Annotated in this window: 15 protein-coding genes and 1 pseudogene; 5 read left to right on the forward strand and 11 right to left on the reverse strand. The window is 68.1% G+C overall.

The window, feature by feature from the left end; genetic code table 11:
* Nucleotides 1–189: 189 nt before the first annotated feature.
* The 4 genes from ACGFZW_RS17705 to ACGFZW_RS17720 all read right to left on the reverse strand — a co-directional run bounded on the left by ACGFZW_RS17705 (nt 190) and on the right by ACGFZW_RS17720 (nt 2775).
* Entirely contained in the window at nt 190–1101 is a 912-nt protein-coding gene (locus tag ACGFZW_RS17705) for a tyrosine-protein phosphatase (protein ID WP_393894035.1), read from the reverse strand.
* 389 nt (nt 1102–1490) lie between these two features.
* Nucleotides 1491–1712 carry a hypothetical protein gene (locus tag ACGFZW_RS17710; protein WP_393894036.1) on the reverse strand — a complete coding sequence of 74 codons (222 nt, stop codon included), beginning with the start codon at nt 1710–1712 and terminating at the stop codon, nt 1491–1493.
* Nucleotides 1713–2158: 446 nt separating this feature from the next.
* Entirely contained in the window at nt 2159–2365 is a 207-nt protein-coding gene (locus tag ACGFZW_RS17715) for a hypothetical protein (RefSeq protein ID WP_393894037.1), read from the reverse strand.
* Between the two features lie 182 nt (nt 2366–2547).
* Nucleotides 2548–2775: a hypothetical protein gene (locus ACGFZW_RS17720; protein ID WP_393894038.1), complete on the reverse strand. Its 228-nt coding sequence runs from the start codon at nt 2773–2775 to the stop codon at nt 2548–2550.
* 262 nt (nt 2776–3037) lie between these two features.
* On the opposite strand from ACGFZW_RS17720, the gene ACGFZW_RS17725 reads away from it, so the two are divergent.
* The 3 genes from ACGFZW_RS17725 to ACGFZW_RS17735 are packed head-to-tail and all read left to right on the forward strand — an operon-like array spanning nt 3038 to nt 5372.
* Nucleotides 3038–3514 (forward strand): HD domain-containing protein, encoded by a 477-nt coding sequence (locus tag ACGFZW_RS17725; protein ID WP_393894039.1) that lies wholly within the window; start codon nt 3038–3040, stop codon nt 3512–3514.
* Nucleotides 3481–3702, forward strand: coding sequence for a hypothetical protein (locus tag ACGFZW_RS17730; RefSeq protein WP_393894123.1), 222 nt, complete (start codon nt 3481–3483; stop codon nt 3700–3702). Before ACGFZW_RS17725 ends, ACGFZW_RS17730 begins: the two co-directional genes overlap by 34 nt.
* 44 nt (nt 3703–3746) lie before the next feature.
* Complete coding sequence (locus tag ACGFZW_RS17735; protein WP_393894040.1) at nt 3747–5372, forward strand: adenosine deaminase; 1626 nt, start codon at nt 3747–3749, stop codon at nt 5370–5372.
* 620 nt (nt 5373–5992) lie between these two features.
* Here the strand turns inward: ACGFZW_RS17735 and ACGFZW_RS17740 are convergent.
* From ACGFZW_RS17740 to ACGFZW_RS17750, 3 genes are all read right to left on the reverse strand, one after another.
* A complete protein-coding gene (locus ACGFZW_RS17740; protein ID WP_393894041.1) occupies nt 5993–6208 on the reverse strand; it encodes a DUF6243 family protein in 216 nt (71 codons plus the stop codon).
* A gap of 877 nt (nt 6209–7085) precedes the next feature.
* Nucleotides 7086–7661, reverse strand: a complete 576-nt coding sequence (locus ACGFZW_RS17745; RefSeq protein ID WP_393894042.1) for a DinB family protein — start codon at nt 7659–7661, stop codon at nt 7086–7088.
* Nucleotides 7662–8226: 565 nt separating this feature from the next.
* Entirely contained in the window at nt 8227–9372 is a 1146-nt protein-coding gene (locus ACGFZW_RS17750; RefSeq protein ID WP_393894043.1) for a S1 family peptidase, read from the reverse strand.
* 204 nt (nt 9373–9576) lie between these two features.
* On the opposite strand from ACGFZW_RS17750, the pseudogene ACGFZW_RS17755 reads away from it, so the two are divergent.
* Nucleotides 9577–9758, forward strand: a pseudogene (locus ACGFZW_RS17755) (IS5/IS1182 family transposase); the annotation flags it as partial.
* A 409-nt stretch (nt 9759–10167) separates the two neighbouring features.
* Nucleotides 10168–10737, forward strand: a complete 570-nt coding sequence (locus tag ACGFZW_RS17760) for a hypothetical protein (protein ID WP_393894044.1) — start codon at nt 10168–10170, stop codon at nt 10735–10737.
* 113 nt (nt 10738–10850) lie between these two features.
* Here ACGFZW_RS17760 and ACGFZW_RS17765 read toward each other — a convergent pair whose 3' ends face one another.
* From ACGFZW_RS17765 to ACGFZW_RS17780, 4 genes are all read right to left on the reverse strand, one after another.
* Entirely contained in the window at nt 10851–11546 is a 696-nt protein-coding gene (locus tag ACGFZW_RS17765) for an alpha/beta fold hydrolase (RefSeq protein WP_393894045.1), read from the reverse strand.
* Between the two features lie 361 nt (nt 11547–11907).
* Nucleotides 11908–12573: a response regulator gene (locus ACGFZW_RS17770; protein ID WP_393894046.1), complete on the reverse strand. Its 666-nt coding sequence runs from the start codon at nt 12571–12573 to the stop codon at nt 11908–11910.
* Nucleotides 12570–13742 carry a sensor histidine kinase gene (locus ACGFZW_RS17775; protein WP_393894047.1) on the reverse strand — a complete coding sequence of 391 codons (1173 nt, stop codon included), beginning with the start codon at nt 13740–13742 and terminating at the stop codon, nt 12570–12572. Before ACGFZW_RS17775 ends, ACGFZW_RS17770 begins: the two co-directional genes overlap by 4 nt.
* Nucleotides 13743–13784: 42 nt before the next feature.
* Nucleotides 13785–14360, reverse strand: a complete 576-nt coding sequence (locus ACGFZW_RS17780; protein ID WP_393894048.1) for a hypothetical protein — start codon at nt 14358–14360, stop codon at nt 13785–13787.
* Nucleotides 14361–14622 lie beyond the last annotated feature (262 nt).

Below are 14622 nucleotides of genomic sequence, written 5' to 3' on the forward strand. Positions count from 1 at the left end.
CGGCCCACCGGACATGTGCGGCGCTGAGCGGGTATCGCGCTGGGGAGACAGGACAGGGGCGGCGGCGCGACGGCTCCTCAGTCATGTTGTCAGCCCCCTGATCGCCGCCACCGTCTCGGTGGTTCGGTGGGCCGGGAAATTTGCCGGTTTCGGTCGTAGAGACCCCCGAGTGCTCTGAATGACGCCTCGTCACATCACACGCTTTGTCCGCAGTTGGAGGATTGTGGATGCGTCGATGCCCAGACCCTTGCTGAGGAACTTCCCGAAGCTGCCGTACGAAGCGACGGCTTGGTTCCTGAACGCCTTCAGGTACGCGGTCTCAACTCGCTGCAACGGAATGAGCAGGTCCGGGTTCTCCATGTAGCCCGCGGCCTTCACCTGATCCCGCAGCGCCTTGTCCGTGGCGGCGCGCAGCTCGTTCGACAGCAGGTAGTCGCCCTCGCTCGTCGACGCGGGAACGCCGACCGCCCGCAGGATCGTGTCCGCGAGAACCCCCGTCCGGTCCTTGCCTGCTGAGCAGTGGAACAGCACCGGCAGGGGCGTGGCAGCCACGTGTTTGATCGCGGTTCCGAGGGCGGCGCGGTTGGCCGGGTTGGTGACGAATCCCCGGTACAGGCCCCGCATCCGTGCGGCCGCCTTCCCGTCCCCGAGCTGCGCTTGCTGATATGCGGGGTCCTTGCTGCGCACCACCTGACCGATGAACGCGAATAGGCTGTTGTCGTCCATGGCCAGCGGCACGGTCGTCACCCCGGCAGGCAGTCTGTCCGGCCCGTCCGCCTGAATTTCCGGTGCGGTGCGCAGGTCGATCGCGCTCCCGAGGCCGAGGCCGGCCAGGGCCGTGACTCCGTCGGGCGGCAGGTTCGACAACGACTCGGTGCGGTACAGCACACCCCACCTGGTGGTCTTTCCGTCCACCGTGCGGTAGCCGCCCACGTCCCGTGCGTTCACCGTGCCCGGCACCGGCACCACTCGGGCCGCCGAAGGCCGGTGCGCGCCGTGCGTCGGTGTGCTCGGCACGGCCGGTGCCCCCTGCGCACCGACTGGAGTCATTAGGCCGGCGGCAGCGAACACCACGGCGGCAATTCGCAATCCGTTCCGCATAGGGCCCTCCTTGCGTAGGGGGAGGGCCGGAAGGTAGCGGGGCTAGCCGAAGAAGGGAATGTGCAGAGCAGCAACAAGCTCTTGGCGGACACCACGGTGGGAGTTGAGGGCAGCGGCCATGTCGAGCTGAACGCATTCCCTCGTGCGCACAACGCGGCTGGTCCGAACGGGGCCTGTACATTTTCGCCGCCATCTTGCCGGAGAAACGTAGCCATCTGATGGCACTTATGCCTGGGATGTACTGTTCGTATGGTCGCAGACATCGCCACCGCAGCAGCCGCGACAGCGGGTAAGGCGATGAACGTGGCGCCCGCGCCGTTGGGTTCGTAGATCGCGGTGATCGTCCGGTGAGCATCTTGAGCTGGATGCCGCCAGCCCGGAGCTTGTCATCAGCCGGGCCGGACCTTGATTCGGGTGCTGATCTGCTCCTTGAAGGCCTTGTGGCACTCCGGCCGGTGGCGGGCTTCGGGTTGGCTCGCCAGCGAGGGGGCGAGTTGGGTGAGGGCGCCGCGGGCGGCCGCGGGGGCGCGGCTCGCGTCCATGACGGTGCCCCATCTGTTGTGCAGGTGGCGGAAGGTGTGGCCGTCGGGGTCGGTGAGGTTGGCGGGCACTCGCCAGCGGTGCCAGGTCCGCGCCGGGAACGGGTGGGCGCGGGAGCCGGAGGGCAGGTGGATGGTGAGGGGGTCTTGGAGACGCCGATGTCGACGACCGGCCCACTGCCCTCGGCGGCAGCAAGCAGTCGCAGGGCGGCCAGTTCGCGCTCGCGGCCGGCGACCCGCGGAATGAAGGGGCACCAGGGCCAGGTCGCGGATGCTGGTGGCCGCGGGGCACTGTGGCGGCAATGGCCTCTATGTACCGGAACACAAGGGCCTCGGCAGGGCCGTGGCCGCGCCGCTAGGCCGCCCCTTCTCCATGGCCGTGACCTTCGCCTTGAACAGGGCGCGGGCCTCCTCGGAAACCTCGCCCTGCGAGCCCCCCCCCGAAGGCGCCCGGTAACAGCTCTCTCGGGCTGTTACCGGGTTCCATCCGCGCGCAAATTGATCGGCGACGCGGGCGGTCAGAGGAAGACGATGGTGTCCACCTGCCCGTCGGAGCGGTTGGAGAACGCGAACTCTCCGGCGATCTGGGCGGGCTCGTAGTTGACGAATTCTACGGCGCCATCAAGGGTCTCGAAGGTGAGAGCATGCCACACCTTGGTGTCACGCTTTGACGCCGTCATTGCGGCCTTGCGCTCCTGGGCGTCAGTTCTGGAGATAGTAGCCATGGGGAGTAACTCCTTGGATGAGTTGAGTTGGTGTGTTGGGGCCGTGATCAGCCGTCGGTGATCTTGACAGGCCAGGTGTCATGAGCGGCGCTCATTCGCCGAATCTCGCTCGAATGAATTAAGCAAGAGATAGGCCAGTTTGAGTAATTGCAGCGGTAGGAGGGACCGGTCTGCTGCTGTTGTTACTCGTCCTGCCGCTCTGGGCGGTGGCGGCAGAGCCCGGCCACGGTCCGCAGGTCGTCCGCCCTCAGTTCGGTGAGATGGACCGGGGCGAGCTCGGCCGCCGACGAGACCATGCCGTCGGCGTGACATCGGGCGAATTCGAGGGGCAGCATGCTGGTCGGCGTGCTGATCACGTTGGGGTGGGTGGGGTTGATGTCCGCCCGGCGGGTGCCTGTTAAGACCCTCATGCCGTCACCGGTGTTCGCCTTGATGGTGCACGGAATACTGGCTGTCAGAGCGTGCCGGAGGCGAGGCATTCGGTGAGTGTCGCCGGGCCGCGGGAGCGGAATCCGGTCAATGTTCCATCCAGTTCCGACGCGGCGTAGAACTTTGCCATACGAGTTCATTCCTTTGCTGTTGCTTGCTGACAATAGGTTTCGCAGGAACGTAATAACTTGCCTGGAAAACTATCAATGATCATTTCTGGGCGCGGAATGGCAATGTGCGAGCGTGGCGGAGCACTCCTGGCACCTGGCCATGGTCAGCTGGCTGCTCCACCAGCAGTTCGAGCGGGAATTCGGGCACGCTCTGGAGCTTGAGCGGATGCTCAAGATGTGCCTGATGCGTGATCTCGTGGAGATCGAGGCGGGAGATCCCTCGGCGTGGGCCACCCAGCACAGCGCCGAGCACTCCCACGACAAGGCCCGCATCGAGGAGGAGGTCGCCCAGCGCCGCTTCACTCCTCTCCCGGGCCCGCTCGGCACGGAATTCCTGGACGCCTGCAACTCCCGCGGGTCCAGGTCAGCGAGACCCTCCCCGCTCTGTACGAAGAAGTCCGGGACGCGGCCGTGGAGCGGGGGCTCCTTCCGGCGGCGTCCTGACCCTCGCGCGGCCTGCCTTGCACCGCCGGCCCGACCACCAAGAGGAACCGATTCCAAGAGGGCCAGGAATCTGTGGCCGGCGTCGACGCACGGTTCGACTCTCTAGCCCTGTTCCTCAGCCCATGGTCCCCACACCAACTCAGCAACCGCTACGGCACGGCCGGACGCCTCTTCACCGGCTGGTTCGCCCCCAACCTGACCATGACCGGCGTCTTCACCGGCACGGTCGCGTCGTTCCCTCTTCACGACGGCGCCGTGGCTGTGGTGGAGACGCAAGAGGTGGAGATCGGGTGAGCGGGATTGAAAAATGCCTTCCGGACACCGAAAATATCGTGTCCATGAGCCAAATTTTCGCAAGGCGCAGGTCACTCAAGGGTCTACGCGCGTCGACAGTGGGTGTGGGCGTCTTCCTCGTCGCCTCTGCGGTCACCCTGCCGCTCGCCACCGCCGACGCCGCGAAGCCAAAGCCCGACTCCGAGCGCAACGCCATCGCCAGGGAACAGCGGGTCGCTGCGCACCTGGAGCACATACGCAGCGACCCCCACCAGCTGCGGGAGTTCATGCGCGCCATACCCAAGGGCGCCGACCTGCACAATCACCTTTCCGGCGCGGCCTCCACACGGCTCCTCATCGACCTCGCCGTGCGGAACGGCATGTGCATCGAGGAGGACAGCTCAACTGCCGTGCAGGGCCCCTGCAAGGACGGCAGCCGCCCGGCCTCCGATGTGCGCGCTGATGCCGCCTTCCGGGAGAAGCTGACGCGGGCCTGGTCGATGAAGGACTTCCCGCAGAACAAGCCGAGCCGGGCGGGGCACGACCATTTCTTCGCCACGTTCGACAAATTCATGGCGGTCACCACCAATGACTTCAACGGGAAGCTTCAAGCCGACGTGGCCAACACGGCTGCCAGGAACCACCAGCAGTACCTGGAGACGATGATCAGCCCCGCGTTCCCGCAGGCCGCGAAGCTGGCGAAGCAGGTCGGCTACGACAAGGACCTGGCCGCCATGCACCAGCGCCTCACCTCGGGCGGCAAGCTCGACCGCTTGGTGAACGTGGCTCGCACGGAGGCCGACAACACCGATCGCGACTTCCGCAAAGCCGCGCAGTGCGGCACCGCCTCCGCACAGCCCGGCTGCAAGGTCGAGACCCGTTTCATCTCTCACGCGTTGCGCGCGCTGACACCCGCGGATGTGTTCACGCAACTGGAACTCGGCATGGCGCTCGCGGAAAAAGATAAGAGGTTCGTCGGCGTCAATCTCGTACAGCCAGAGGACGACAAGAACGCGCTGCGCAACTACCGGTTGCACATGCGCATGCTGGACTTCCTGCACAAGAAATATCCGGACGCCCACATCGCCCTGCACGCCGGCGAATTGACCCCCGAGCTCGCCGAGCCGAAGGATCTCACCTTCCACATCAACGAGGCGGTGCGCACCGGCCACGCGGAGCGCATCGGCCACGGCGTCGACCTGAAGCACGAGGACCTGCCAAGGAAGCTGCTGCACACCATGGCGAAGCGCGGCGTCGCCCTGGAGGCGAACCTCACCAGCAATGAGCAGATCCTGCAGGTCTCCGGAAAGGGCCACCCCTTCCAGACTTACCGCAAGGCAGGCGTTCCGGTGACGATCTCCACCGACGACCCGGGCATCTCGCGCACCGACATCTCCCGCGAGTACGAGCGGGCCGCGACGACCTACGGACTGTCGTACCCGGAGCTGAAGGGCATCGCCCGGACGTCGCTGGAGAAGGCGTTCCTGCCGGGCAAGAGTCTGTGGAACGGCAAGACGCCGAAGCGGAGGTACGTTCCCGTGGCGCGGTGCGCCGGGCAGGAACCCGGAGCCAGTGATCCGGGCGCCCGCTGCCAGGCGCTGCTGGACTCCAGCCCGAAGGCTCAGCAGGAGTGGGAGCTCGAAGCTGCCTTCCGGAGCTTCGAGCGGCGCGTCCTTGAGCACCTCTCGTAGCCCGCGCACATCATGAGTTGCTTGCCGCCGCGGCGGGAGAACCTCGCGGCGGAGCTGTCCGGCTGCCGCGGCGGTGAGCAAACGGATCAGACCGATTTCGGCAGCATCAACGAGGGGCGTGGCTCGACGACGCCGACACCCTCGCCCTCTATCTGCGGACCCGGAGGACACTCCGGGAATCCGCCCTCGACGGGGCCGACGCCCACCACATCATCCACGCCGCCAGGCGCGCCCTGAACCCGCGCTGACCTCTCGCACCCGCTGGATGGTGCGAGCCTTCTACAGCGCCGGTCCCGCCTCATGGAAGCTGTCCCGATCCCCGATCCGACAGCCGCACGACACCCGGCGGTGGGCCCCAGCTTCTAACGCCCGTCCGACACCGTTGGTGCGTCGCGCCGTGCCGGGCGTGGCCTCGGCGGTGACCAGCCTCGGACACCAGCCACCAGACCAGGAAGGCTGAGTGTTGGCTGAATCGGCGGCTGCCCCGGGTTGTCGGCCGAGACGCGGGTGTCGGCCGGAAGCAGATCGGGACCGGCCGCGTCAGGTACGGCAGCAGGGTCCGGACCGCGCGTCGCGGTCCGGACCCTGCCCCGTTTGGTGCCGCCGCCGGCGGCGGCGTGTCAGCTCTGTGCGGTGTCTCCGCCGGCCTGCCCGGCGCCCTCAGCTGCGCCTGCCTTCTCGCGCATCTTGCGCACCAGCTCCGCCTTCTGGTCGGCCGCACCCTGGCGGTCGAGGTTGCGGTGCGGACCGTTGTTCTGCCGTTCGGCGCGGGACAGCCTCTTGCGCTGGCCGCCACCCATACCCACGGGGTTGTTGATGTTCTTGCTCACGGTCATGGGTTCTCCCGGTAATGGTGTGAAGTGATCTACGGATTCATCGGTGGGGGAGGGGCGGCGACGCCGAAGGACGTCAGCAGGGGCCCATCACGCTCTCACTCGTAAATCGGCGTCTGGAAGAACATGACAAAGACGTTACCCGGTCCCGTCGGCCCCGCACACCAACTTGTTCGCCGCCCCGGCGTCGGCCGGGCCTTCGGCGAGCGCCCGGGGCCAGCCGTTTCCTTCCAGGAACAGTACAGCCAGCCCCCGCCGGTGGTCGCCGCCCGCCCGGGGCGGGTCCGGAGGGGCTCGATCCTCCAGCGCTGCCGACCGAGGCGTTCGACGGACTCGATGCCGGGCCGCCGATGCGCGCGGCGAGCCAGCCTGCGCTCGCGCAGGCAGGCCGGTGTTCGGCGAAGAAGTACGCCTTGTCCGCGCGGAGTTTGACGGGTCGCGCCGCCGTGGTCCCCGGGGGACCGGACGGCGGGTATGCCGCGGATGAACGGTTTGAGGGCGAGGCTGTCCTGCATGTTCGCGCCGGATACGGCGACGGCGAGCGGGATGCCCTGGGCATCGGACAGCACGTGCGGCTTGCTGCCCTTCTTGCCGTGATCGACCGGGTTCGGCCCGGTCAGCGCTCCCCCTGTTGACGCGAACGGAGGCCGCGTCGACGATCGCCGAGGTCCAGCCCACCTCGCCCCGGGCCCCGAATTCCTCCAGCACCGCCCGGTGCAGCCGACGCCACGGGCCGGCCTCGGTCCATACCGTGAAGCGGCGATGCGCGGTGGCGGGCGACGTGCCGAACGTCGGCGGCGGATGCCGCCAGGTACGGCCGCTGGTCAGCACCCACGACCGGCAGCATGCCGCACGGACATCACGTCACGGGAGACAACCTCTAAGCCTTGGTTGGTGCGGCCGACCTGGCGGCCTGCTCGATCTTCAAGCAGAAGGCTGCACGGGCTTCCTCGTCGATCTGCTTCTCGTGGTCGGCGCGCAACCCGGTCCGGCCGTCGAGGCCCTCGCGCAGGATATCGGCGTGCCCGGTATGCCGGATGGACTCGCCGAGGACATGGACCATGATGGCGAACAGGTTCGTGTCCTCCGCCCACCACGGCACGTGGCCGGGGGCGTCGAGGGGAAGCTCGTTGATCGTCGCGTCCGAGTGTTCCCACGTGCGCCGGTAGAACCCGATGATCTGATCGCGGGTCTCGTCCTCGGTAGCCCACAGATCGCTGCCGTTGGAGTCCTGCCAGCGGGGCAGCGGTTCCGGGGAAGGGCGGTCGAAGACCTCGCCGAAGTACCTGGCCTCGACGGTGGCCACGTGTTTGACCAGGCCGAGGAGGTTGGTCCCGGTCGCTGTCAAAGGTCGACGGGCGTCGTATTCGGACAAGCCGTCGAGTTTCCAGAGCAGCGCCTTGCGGTCCCGCCGCAGTCTCCCGTGCAGGTTGCTTTTCGCGAATTCATCGATCATGCGGCATGAGCCTGCCATGGGCTGCTTGTGGTCTCAAGATCCAGTACGTGGCCGCAACGACCGGCAGAGCCGAGGCCTGGCCATGGCCGCCGCCCTGACCTGCTACAAGAAGCTCATTGCTCGCCGTTATGGTTCCGCGATCGACTTGGTCGCGCATCCGGCGTGCCCGAAACGGCCACCGCGACAACTTCACGAACCTGACCGCCCGCCATGCCTCCCCGACATGGCGGGCGTTCTGCCGTAGCCGCCCCATACTGGGGGGTGCCTGCGAATGTCGCCTTGCCGAAGCCGGCGAGTCCGGTGAGGGTCGCCAGCTGAAGTAGGCGTCGCTGGCAAATGTCACGCGTGGAAGATGCCATGACCGTGCCTGGCCTGGAGCGCGCCAAGGGGCGGTCATTGGTGCGCCACAGTTCTCCGAGCGGGGCTGCGGCCGGGGTGGCAGTCTCTGCGTCGGCTGCGCTGATGGCCGGGCCTGGCCTGTTACGCGTCTCTCTCGGTGCGGAGACGGGCGGCTCCGGAGGAAAGACGGGCCCTGCGTGGTGTCAGGCCCCGGCCCTGCGCAGCGTCAGGATGTGTGGAGGGTCAGACCGTAACGGCTCAGGATCTCGTTGATCGGCTGGTACCAAGTCTCGCCCCCGCTGGTGCAGTTGCCCCAGCCACCGGAGGTGACGCCTTGGGCTTGGTCGCCGCTGAGGAAGGAGCCGCCCGAGTCGCCGCCCTCAGCACAGACACTGGTCTTGGTCATCTGGTGGACGGCGCCCTGGCTGTAGTTGACGGTCTCGTTCTTGGCCAGGACGGTGCCGCAGTGCCAGTGAGTGGTGGAACCGGACCGGCAGATCGAAGCACCGATCGGCGCCTCGTTGGAGCCGCGGACCAGCTGGTCGGGCACGGTGCCCCAGCCGAGGACCACGGGCACGGTCCACCAGCCGCTGCCGACGTTCACCCATGCGTAGTCGTTGTCAGGGAAGGAAGAGCCCTGGAAGTTGCCGATGGCCGAGCGGTCCCAGCCGCTGACCGAGGCGCCCGCCTGGCCGCAATGGCCGGCTGTGACGAAGCCGCCGTGTACGGAGAAGCCGATGGAGCAGCGGACGTTGCCCGTGTAGTAGGGATCGCCGCCGACCGTGCCCGCAGCGAAGGTCCGGGGCTTTTGTGCGGCCTCCTTGACCGTGACGGGACCGGCCTGCCGCGCTCGGTCGAGGAATTCGCGGACGTTGTTGTCGTTCTTGTGGGTTGTGACGACGTCTACCACGACGCGGTTGGCCTTGGGATCGACGTGCCAACTGCTCACGCCGGCCGGGGCGGAGAGCGCATCGATGCGCTTCTTGGCCGCGTCGAGGTGCCTGGCGTTGTGTTGGACCAGTCGTACGGTCGCACCCGCCGCCCGTACGGCATCGGCCTTGTGGGCGCTGGTGACTGCGACGGTCAACTTGCCGCTGCTTGGAGTGAACCAGGAGCCGCCGTAGGACTCACCCGCCGCGCGACGTGCCTTGGCTTCGACAGCTGTCGCTGTCTTCTCGGCGGCCAGGCGCGCCTGGGCCTGACCAGCTGTCAGGCCGAGGTCTCGTTGCATCGCGGTGAGCAGACCGGTGGATGCGGGGGCTTCAGGTACGGGAGAGGGGGCCGCGGAGGCCGGGGCGAACCCGACGGTGGCCCAGGAACCGAGGAGGAGGAATGCGGAAATTCCTGTGCGTATCGCTGTCTTACGTCTCACGGCAGATGGCCCTTCTGTGTTCCAGTGCGGTGGGGTGGAACAGCGAGCAGGTGAGAGCGCTCTCATTCGGTGTCAGCCGGAGCGTAGCCGAGGATCACGAGGAAGGTCTACGCCAAGTGGGAAGTAGGTCCGGTTCAATTGGGAGGGGACTGGTAAGAGGGCCTGCGCCGAGTGGGAGGGCGGGCCGGTCCCAGGAAACCGACCGATGGCCAGGTCTGGCGCAACTCCGGCCTCGCCCGGCACTGCGAAGGTGTCACCGTGCTTGGCGACGGGGCCAAATCAATACCGGCCTCTTCGTCTCGCATCGCAAATGGCCCGGCCGACTACTCCTGGCCGACGAGGAAGCGGATAACGCGGAGCACCGCCGAGTCAGAGGCCGCGTCGAGCAACCCTGAGCCCGAAGGAAGCGGCCGCCACCTTGCCCAATGGTGGCTGTTGGTGCTGGGAGATGCGAAGGAATTCCTGTAGGTCTTGGTGCCTCTCACCACTGCATGACCGTGACCATGCAGCGGCCGGCAACAGAGCACGGTCAGCCACAGCAGGCGTGCAACGTCGATCACGAGCTATCCCTCGTGCGGTTGCCACCCTGACGTTCTTCACAGTGGCGTACGGAGGCTGGGCACAGAAGGGTGCGGCGTCGGCTCATCTTCGGGGAAAGGGGAGCCACTCCATGGTCGTGCCGGACCGCTGCCCCGACCAGCGCGCTGCTGGTCACGACCGGGCAACCACGATCCATCCAACATGCTGGCGTAGTGCAGACTTTGCATTCTGCGTCTGCTTCTACCCGGGGGGATCATGCGCCACATCATCAGAGCATCCGCGCTCGCAGCAACCTGTTGTCTGAGTTTTACTGCCTGTTCCGGCAGCGATGACAAGAGCGCTCCGCATCCAAGTTCGCCCACGGTTCTCAATTTCGGGCAGAGCGCCGACACGGCCGGTGTCCGTGGGAGGGGTACCGCGCAGATCACCCCAGATGCTGTCGTCTACGTCGACAAGGCCGGCGCTGAGACCCCGGAGCACGGTCTCTTCGCTGTCGTCAGGTTTGAAGCCGGGAATCGGTCCAAGACCAAGGTGACGACGACAGCCGGCAACGGTGGCTTCCGTTGGAGGGCACCTGGTGGGAAGACCGTCAAGGCAGGGAACAGCAACGGCGCGGGAAGGCTCGCTCCCATAGGTTTCAGTGAGGATGCTCCAGGTGTCCCGCCCAAGACCTACCAGGTCGACTCTGTTGCGTTCGATATCACCGTCGCGGAGAAGGGCGGCACACTCATCTACGTCGACGGCGACGGCAATGCTTTCCGCTGGAAGGTCCCTTCCACGAATTCAGGGTCTACTGCTGCAGCGCTGGAGTCCGCCTTGAGGTAGGGCTTCATCACCGATGAGTCTTCTCGGAACGCGAGGGGTTCGGCAGGGAGATCCCGAGGTTGAGGGCACCGGACTTGTGGTCGAGCTGGACAGACCGTCCTCCGCGGCTGCGGTCACAGGCTCAGCAGCACGTCCCGGACCGCGGCGGGTTGGGACAAGAACGGGTGGTGCCCGGCGTCGAGTTCGACGACGCTGCCGGCCCGGCGGGCGAACTCGCGCTGTAGGCGCGGTGGGGTGCCGCGGTCCTGGGCGCAGATGAGGTACGTCGAGGGCACCTGCTGCCATGCGGCCGCACCGACGGGCTGCCCGGTCACCTGCACGCTCTGCCGGGCGAGGTGGTCCGCCGCCTGCGCCTGGACCTCGGGGTCGCAGTCCTGCAGGAACGTGTCCACGAGAAGCTCGGGGCGCACCCCGAACGTGCCGGCGTCGGGGTCGACATCGAGGAACGGGGCGGGGCTGCCGTCCCCGAACTCCGACAGGCTCTGCCCGACTTCCGGAAGGTAGCTGGAGACCAGCAGCAGGTGGCGTACCGACCCGATTCCCGCGGCGGCCTCCGCGGTGACGATGCCGCCGTAGCTGTGGGCGACCACGACGGTCGGCTCGTCGCCGGCCCGCAGCACCTGCCGCACCGCGGCAACGTCCTCGGACAGCCCAGGGCCGTCGAGCCCGCCGGGCAGGTCCGGCTCGCCGCAACTCGGCAGCCCCGGGGCCACGCTCAGCACCCCTCGCTCCTGCAGCAGTTCGGCGGTGCGGTGCCACCACCACGAACCGTCCCGCACGCACGCCCCGTGCACGAACACGACCCTCATCGCTACCTCCACGTCCGCCTGACTACCCTTCGATCAACGGTAGACGTAATGGCCCTTGGAGGTCCGCAGCCACCGTCCGCAGTGACGCCGCATCTTCGGTTGTCAGGTTGACGAGAGCCTGCAGCGTCTCGACCATGACGCGGCCGCGGTCGCGGGCGGACGCAGGATAGGCCGCTGCCGGGGTCACGGACCTGGGCTCATTGTCGGTGGCTGATGCTGAAATGGGGCCACGCACAGGCCGATGTGACCCGACCGGCGAGAGGAGAGCCGCATGACCAGCCCACAGAACCCTGAAACCGCATAGACGTTGGCGGTCCGGCCAACCGCCTACGGGGCGCCTTCGTTCGTGCGCCCGCCGCTGTCAGTTCGTGAGGCGCCCCGGGACCACCAGGCCGGTCTCGTAGGCGGCGATCACGGCCTGGACCCGGTCGCGGAGTCCCAGCTTGGTGAGGACGTTGCTGACATGCGTCTTGACGGTGTGCTCGCTCACCACCAGCGCCGTGGCGATTTCCGCGTTGGACAGGCCGCCGCCGAGCAGCCGCATCGTCTCGCGCTCGCGCGCGGTGAGGACGCCCAGGCGTTCGGTCCGCGGTGGCGGCCCGGCAGCGCCCGACGTGAAGGCGGCGATCAGGGTGCGGGTGACGGAGGGGGCGAGCAGGGAGTCGCCCGCCGCGACCACCCGGACCGCGTGCACGAGGTCGTCCCGCCGTACGTCCTTGAGCAGGAAGCCGCTCGCGCCCGCGCTCAGGGCGTCGAAGAGATAGTCGTCCTGCCCCCAGGTGGTCAGCATGATCACCCGGCAGTCCGTCTCGCCGCAGATGATCCGGGCCGCTTCGATGCCCCCCATCCCCGGCATCCGGATGTCGAGCAGGACGATGTCGGGGCGGTGTGCGCGGGCTGCGCCGACCGCCTCGAACCCGTCCCCGCTCTCCGCGACGACCTCGATGCCGGGCTGCGCCGCAAGGATCATGGCGAATCCGGCGCGTACCAGCTCCTGGTCGTCGGCCACCACCACGCGGATCGTCACGCCACCACCCCCACTGCCGGCGCGGCCAGGGGCAGCCGCGCCCTCACTTCGAAACCCGGGAGGCGGTCCTCCCGGGGTCCCGCCGTCGCGGTCCCGCCGCAGGCGGCGGCCCGCTCGCGGAGGCCGATCAGGCCCATCCCGCCGGAGGGAAGGTTCTTTCCTGAGCTGCGGCCGTCGTCGACGACGCGTATCTCCAGCACGTTCGCACACCAGCGCAACCGCACTTCGGCGCGCTGAGCGCCGGCGTGCTTGACGACGTTGGTCAGTGCCTCCTGCACGATCCGGTACGCCGCGACACCGCAGTCGGTGGGCACCGGACGTGGCTCGCCCTCAGCGGTGCAGGACACGTCCAGACCTGCCCCTGCGACCTGGCGGGTGAGCGCGGGCAGGTCGTGGATCGTCGGTTGCGGGTCGCGCGGGTCGTCGTCGTCCTTGAGGGCGGCCAGCATCCGGCGCAGCTGATCCAGGGCGTCGCGGCCGGTGCCGGCGATCGCGCCGAACGCGGTCGAGGCGCGGGCGGGGTCCGTGTCCAGCACGACCGGCCCTGCCTCGGCCTGGACGACCATGAGGCTGATCGAATGGGCCAGCACGTCATGCATGTCGCGGGCGATCCGGGCGCGTTCGCGTTCGGCGGCGCGCTCCTCGTCCATCCGGCGTTCCCGTTCGAGGCGGGCGGCCCGTTCGGTCAGTACGGCCGCCTCGGCACGGGAGCCGGCGGATGCCCGTCCGAGCGCGTATGCGGCGACGTACAGGACGAGGCCGCGTGTCGCGGTGTCGGGCGAGCCGACCGAGGCGAGGCCGCCCGCGCATACCGCCAGAAACACCGGCACCCGTACCCGGGGCGGGGACGTGGACGCCACCCCGTGCAACGCGATGAGGACTCCGTACCAGAGCGGCTGCGGAGCGAGCGGGGCGGCGAGGTCGTACAGGGCGGAGAACGTGGCGCAGACGAGCAGGACCGGCGCCGGCGCGCGCCGCAGCACCGCCAGGGGAAGCGATGCCCCGACCGCTGCGACGTACCCCCACCAGTGCCAGGGGCGTCCGCTGTCGCTGTGCACGAACAGGAGGGATGCCATCTGGGCGACGGTGGTGACGGCGGCGAGCGTGACCTCCGACCACGGCGAATCCGCGAGGCGGCGGAGCGAAGGGGAGAGGGGCAGCGCGCGCATGAGAACGGATTCTTCCACGGGGGTGTTCGACGGTTTCTCAGTTCAGCTGCGCGCGGTGGCGGGAAAGACGCCGCGACGGGGAAACGACGCGAGTCCGGCGTACAGCAACAGGCCCACAGCGGGCAGCGTGTCCAGTCCGAGGAGGGAGACCAGCACGGCGAGCACCACCGCCACCGCCCTCCATACGGGAACGGCCCGGACCGCCGCGAGTTGGCAGAAGAGGACGAGCAGGCCGAGGAAAAGCAGCACGGGACCCACGGTGTAGATGACGACGTTCACCCCGGGGACGCTCCGGATGTTGGCGAACATCCCCCGCATGGCCTCGTGGTCCGCGGCGAGCGCACCGACGACGATATCGACGGAGATCTGTGCCATGGAGCAGATGGCACCGACGAGGCCGACGACGGCCACAGTCGTGGCGAAGAGGCCGCGGCCAGCCAGTCGGCGCAGTTCCAGGAACACCGGGACGAACAGGATCAACGCGGCGAGGAACGCGAGGTGACCGCTTGTCCAGGCCGGACCGGGACCGCGCTCGCCGTCCAGACCGTCCAGAACGCGGATGCCTGCGTAAACGGTGACGAGGAGTGGGGCGGTGGTGAAGGCGACGGGTTTGTTCATGCCCTGGATCCTCGCCGCGGCAGCGCCCCCGGACATCGCCGACGTGACCCATCTTCTCCCTCCCTCGGAGGAGGGAGGAGCGGCCGGTGGGGGGCTCCTTTGGGAGCAGGCCGTTTCCTTCGGTCATCCCGCCTCCGCCCGAACTACCCTGCTCTGCCTGATGTGGATGCGGGGAGCTGGCCCCGGGGCAGCGTCAAGGCGACGCTGCCCCGGGGCCAGCTCCCGCGTGGCAGTCCGCGAGCGGTGCGATCGCACCGTCGCG

This window comes from Streptomyces sp. NPDC048248 (genome assembly GCF_043201875.1).
Taxonomy (GTDB): Bacteria; Actinomycetota; Actinomycetes; order Streptomycetales; family Streptomycetaceae; genus Streptomyces.

Coding starts and splice junctions, on each gene's coding strand:
- ACGFZW_RS17705 (WP_393894035.1), bottom strand. CDS start 1,101: ATGCGGAACGGATTGCGAATTGCCGCCGTGGTGTTCGCTGCCGCCGGC.
- ACGFZW_RS17715 (WP_393894037.1), bottom strand. CDS start 2,365: ATGGCTACTATCTCCAGAACTGACGCCCAGGAGCGCAAGGCCGCAATG.
- ACGFZW_RS17720 (WP_393894038.1), bottom strand. CDS start 2,775: ATGAGGGTCTTAACAGGCACCCGCCGGGCGGACATCAACCCCACCCAC.
- ACGFZW_RS17735 (WP_393894040.1), top strand. CDS start 3,747: ATGAGCCAAATTTTCGCAAGGCGCAGGTCACTCAAGGGTCTACGCGCG.
- ACGFZW_RS17740 (WP_393894041.1), bottom strand. CDS start 6,208: ATGACCGTGAGCAAGAACATCAACAACCCCGTGGGTATGGGTGGCGGC.
- ACGFZW_RS17745 (WP_393894042.1), bottom strand. CDS start 7,661: ATGATCGATGAATTCGCGAAAAGCAACCTGCACGGGAGACTGCGGCGG.
- ACGFZW_RS17760 (WP_393894044.1), top strand. CDS start 10,168: ATGCGCCACATCATCAGAGCATCCGCGCTCGCAGCAACCTGTTGTCTG.
- ACGFZW_RS17765 (WP_393894045.1), bottom strand. CDS start 11,546: ATGAGGGTCGTGTTCGTGCACGGGGCGTGCGTGCGGGACGGTTCGTGG.
- ACGFZW_RS17775 (WP_393894047.1), bottom strand. CDS start 13,742: ATGCGCGCGCTGCCCCTCTCCCCTTCGCTCCGCCGCCTCGCGGATTCG.
- ACGFZW_RS17780 (WP_393894048.1), bottom strand. CDS start 14,360: ATGAACAAACCCGTCGCCTTCACCACCGCCCCACTCCTCGTCACCGTT.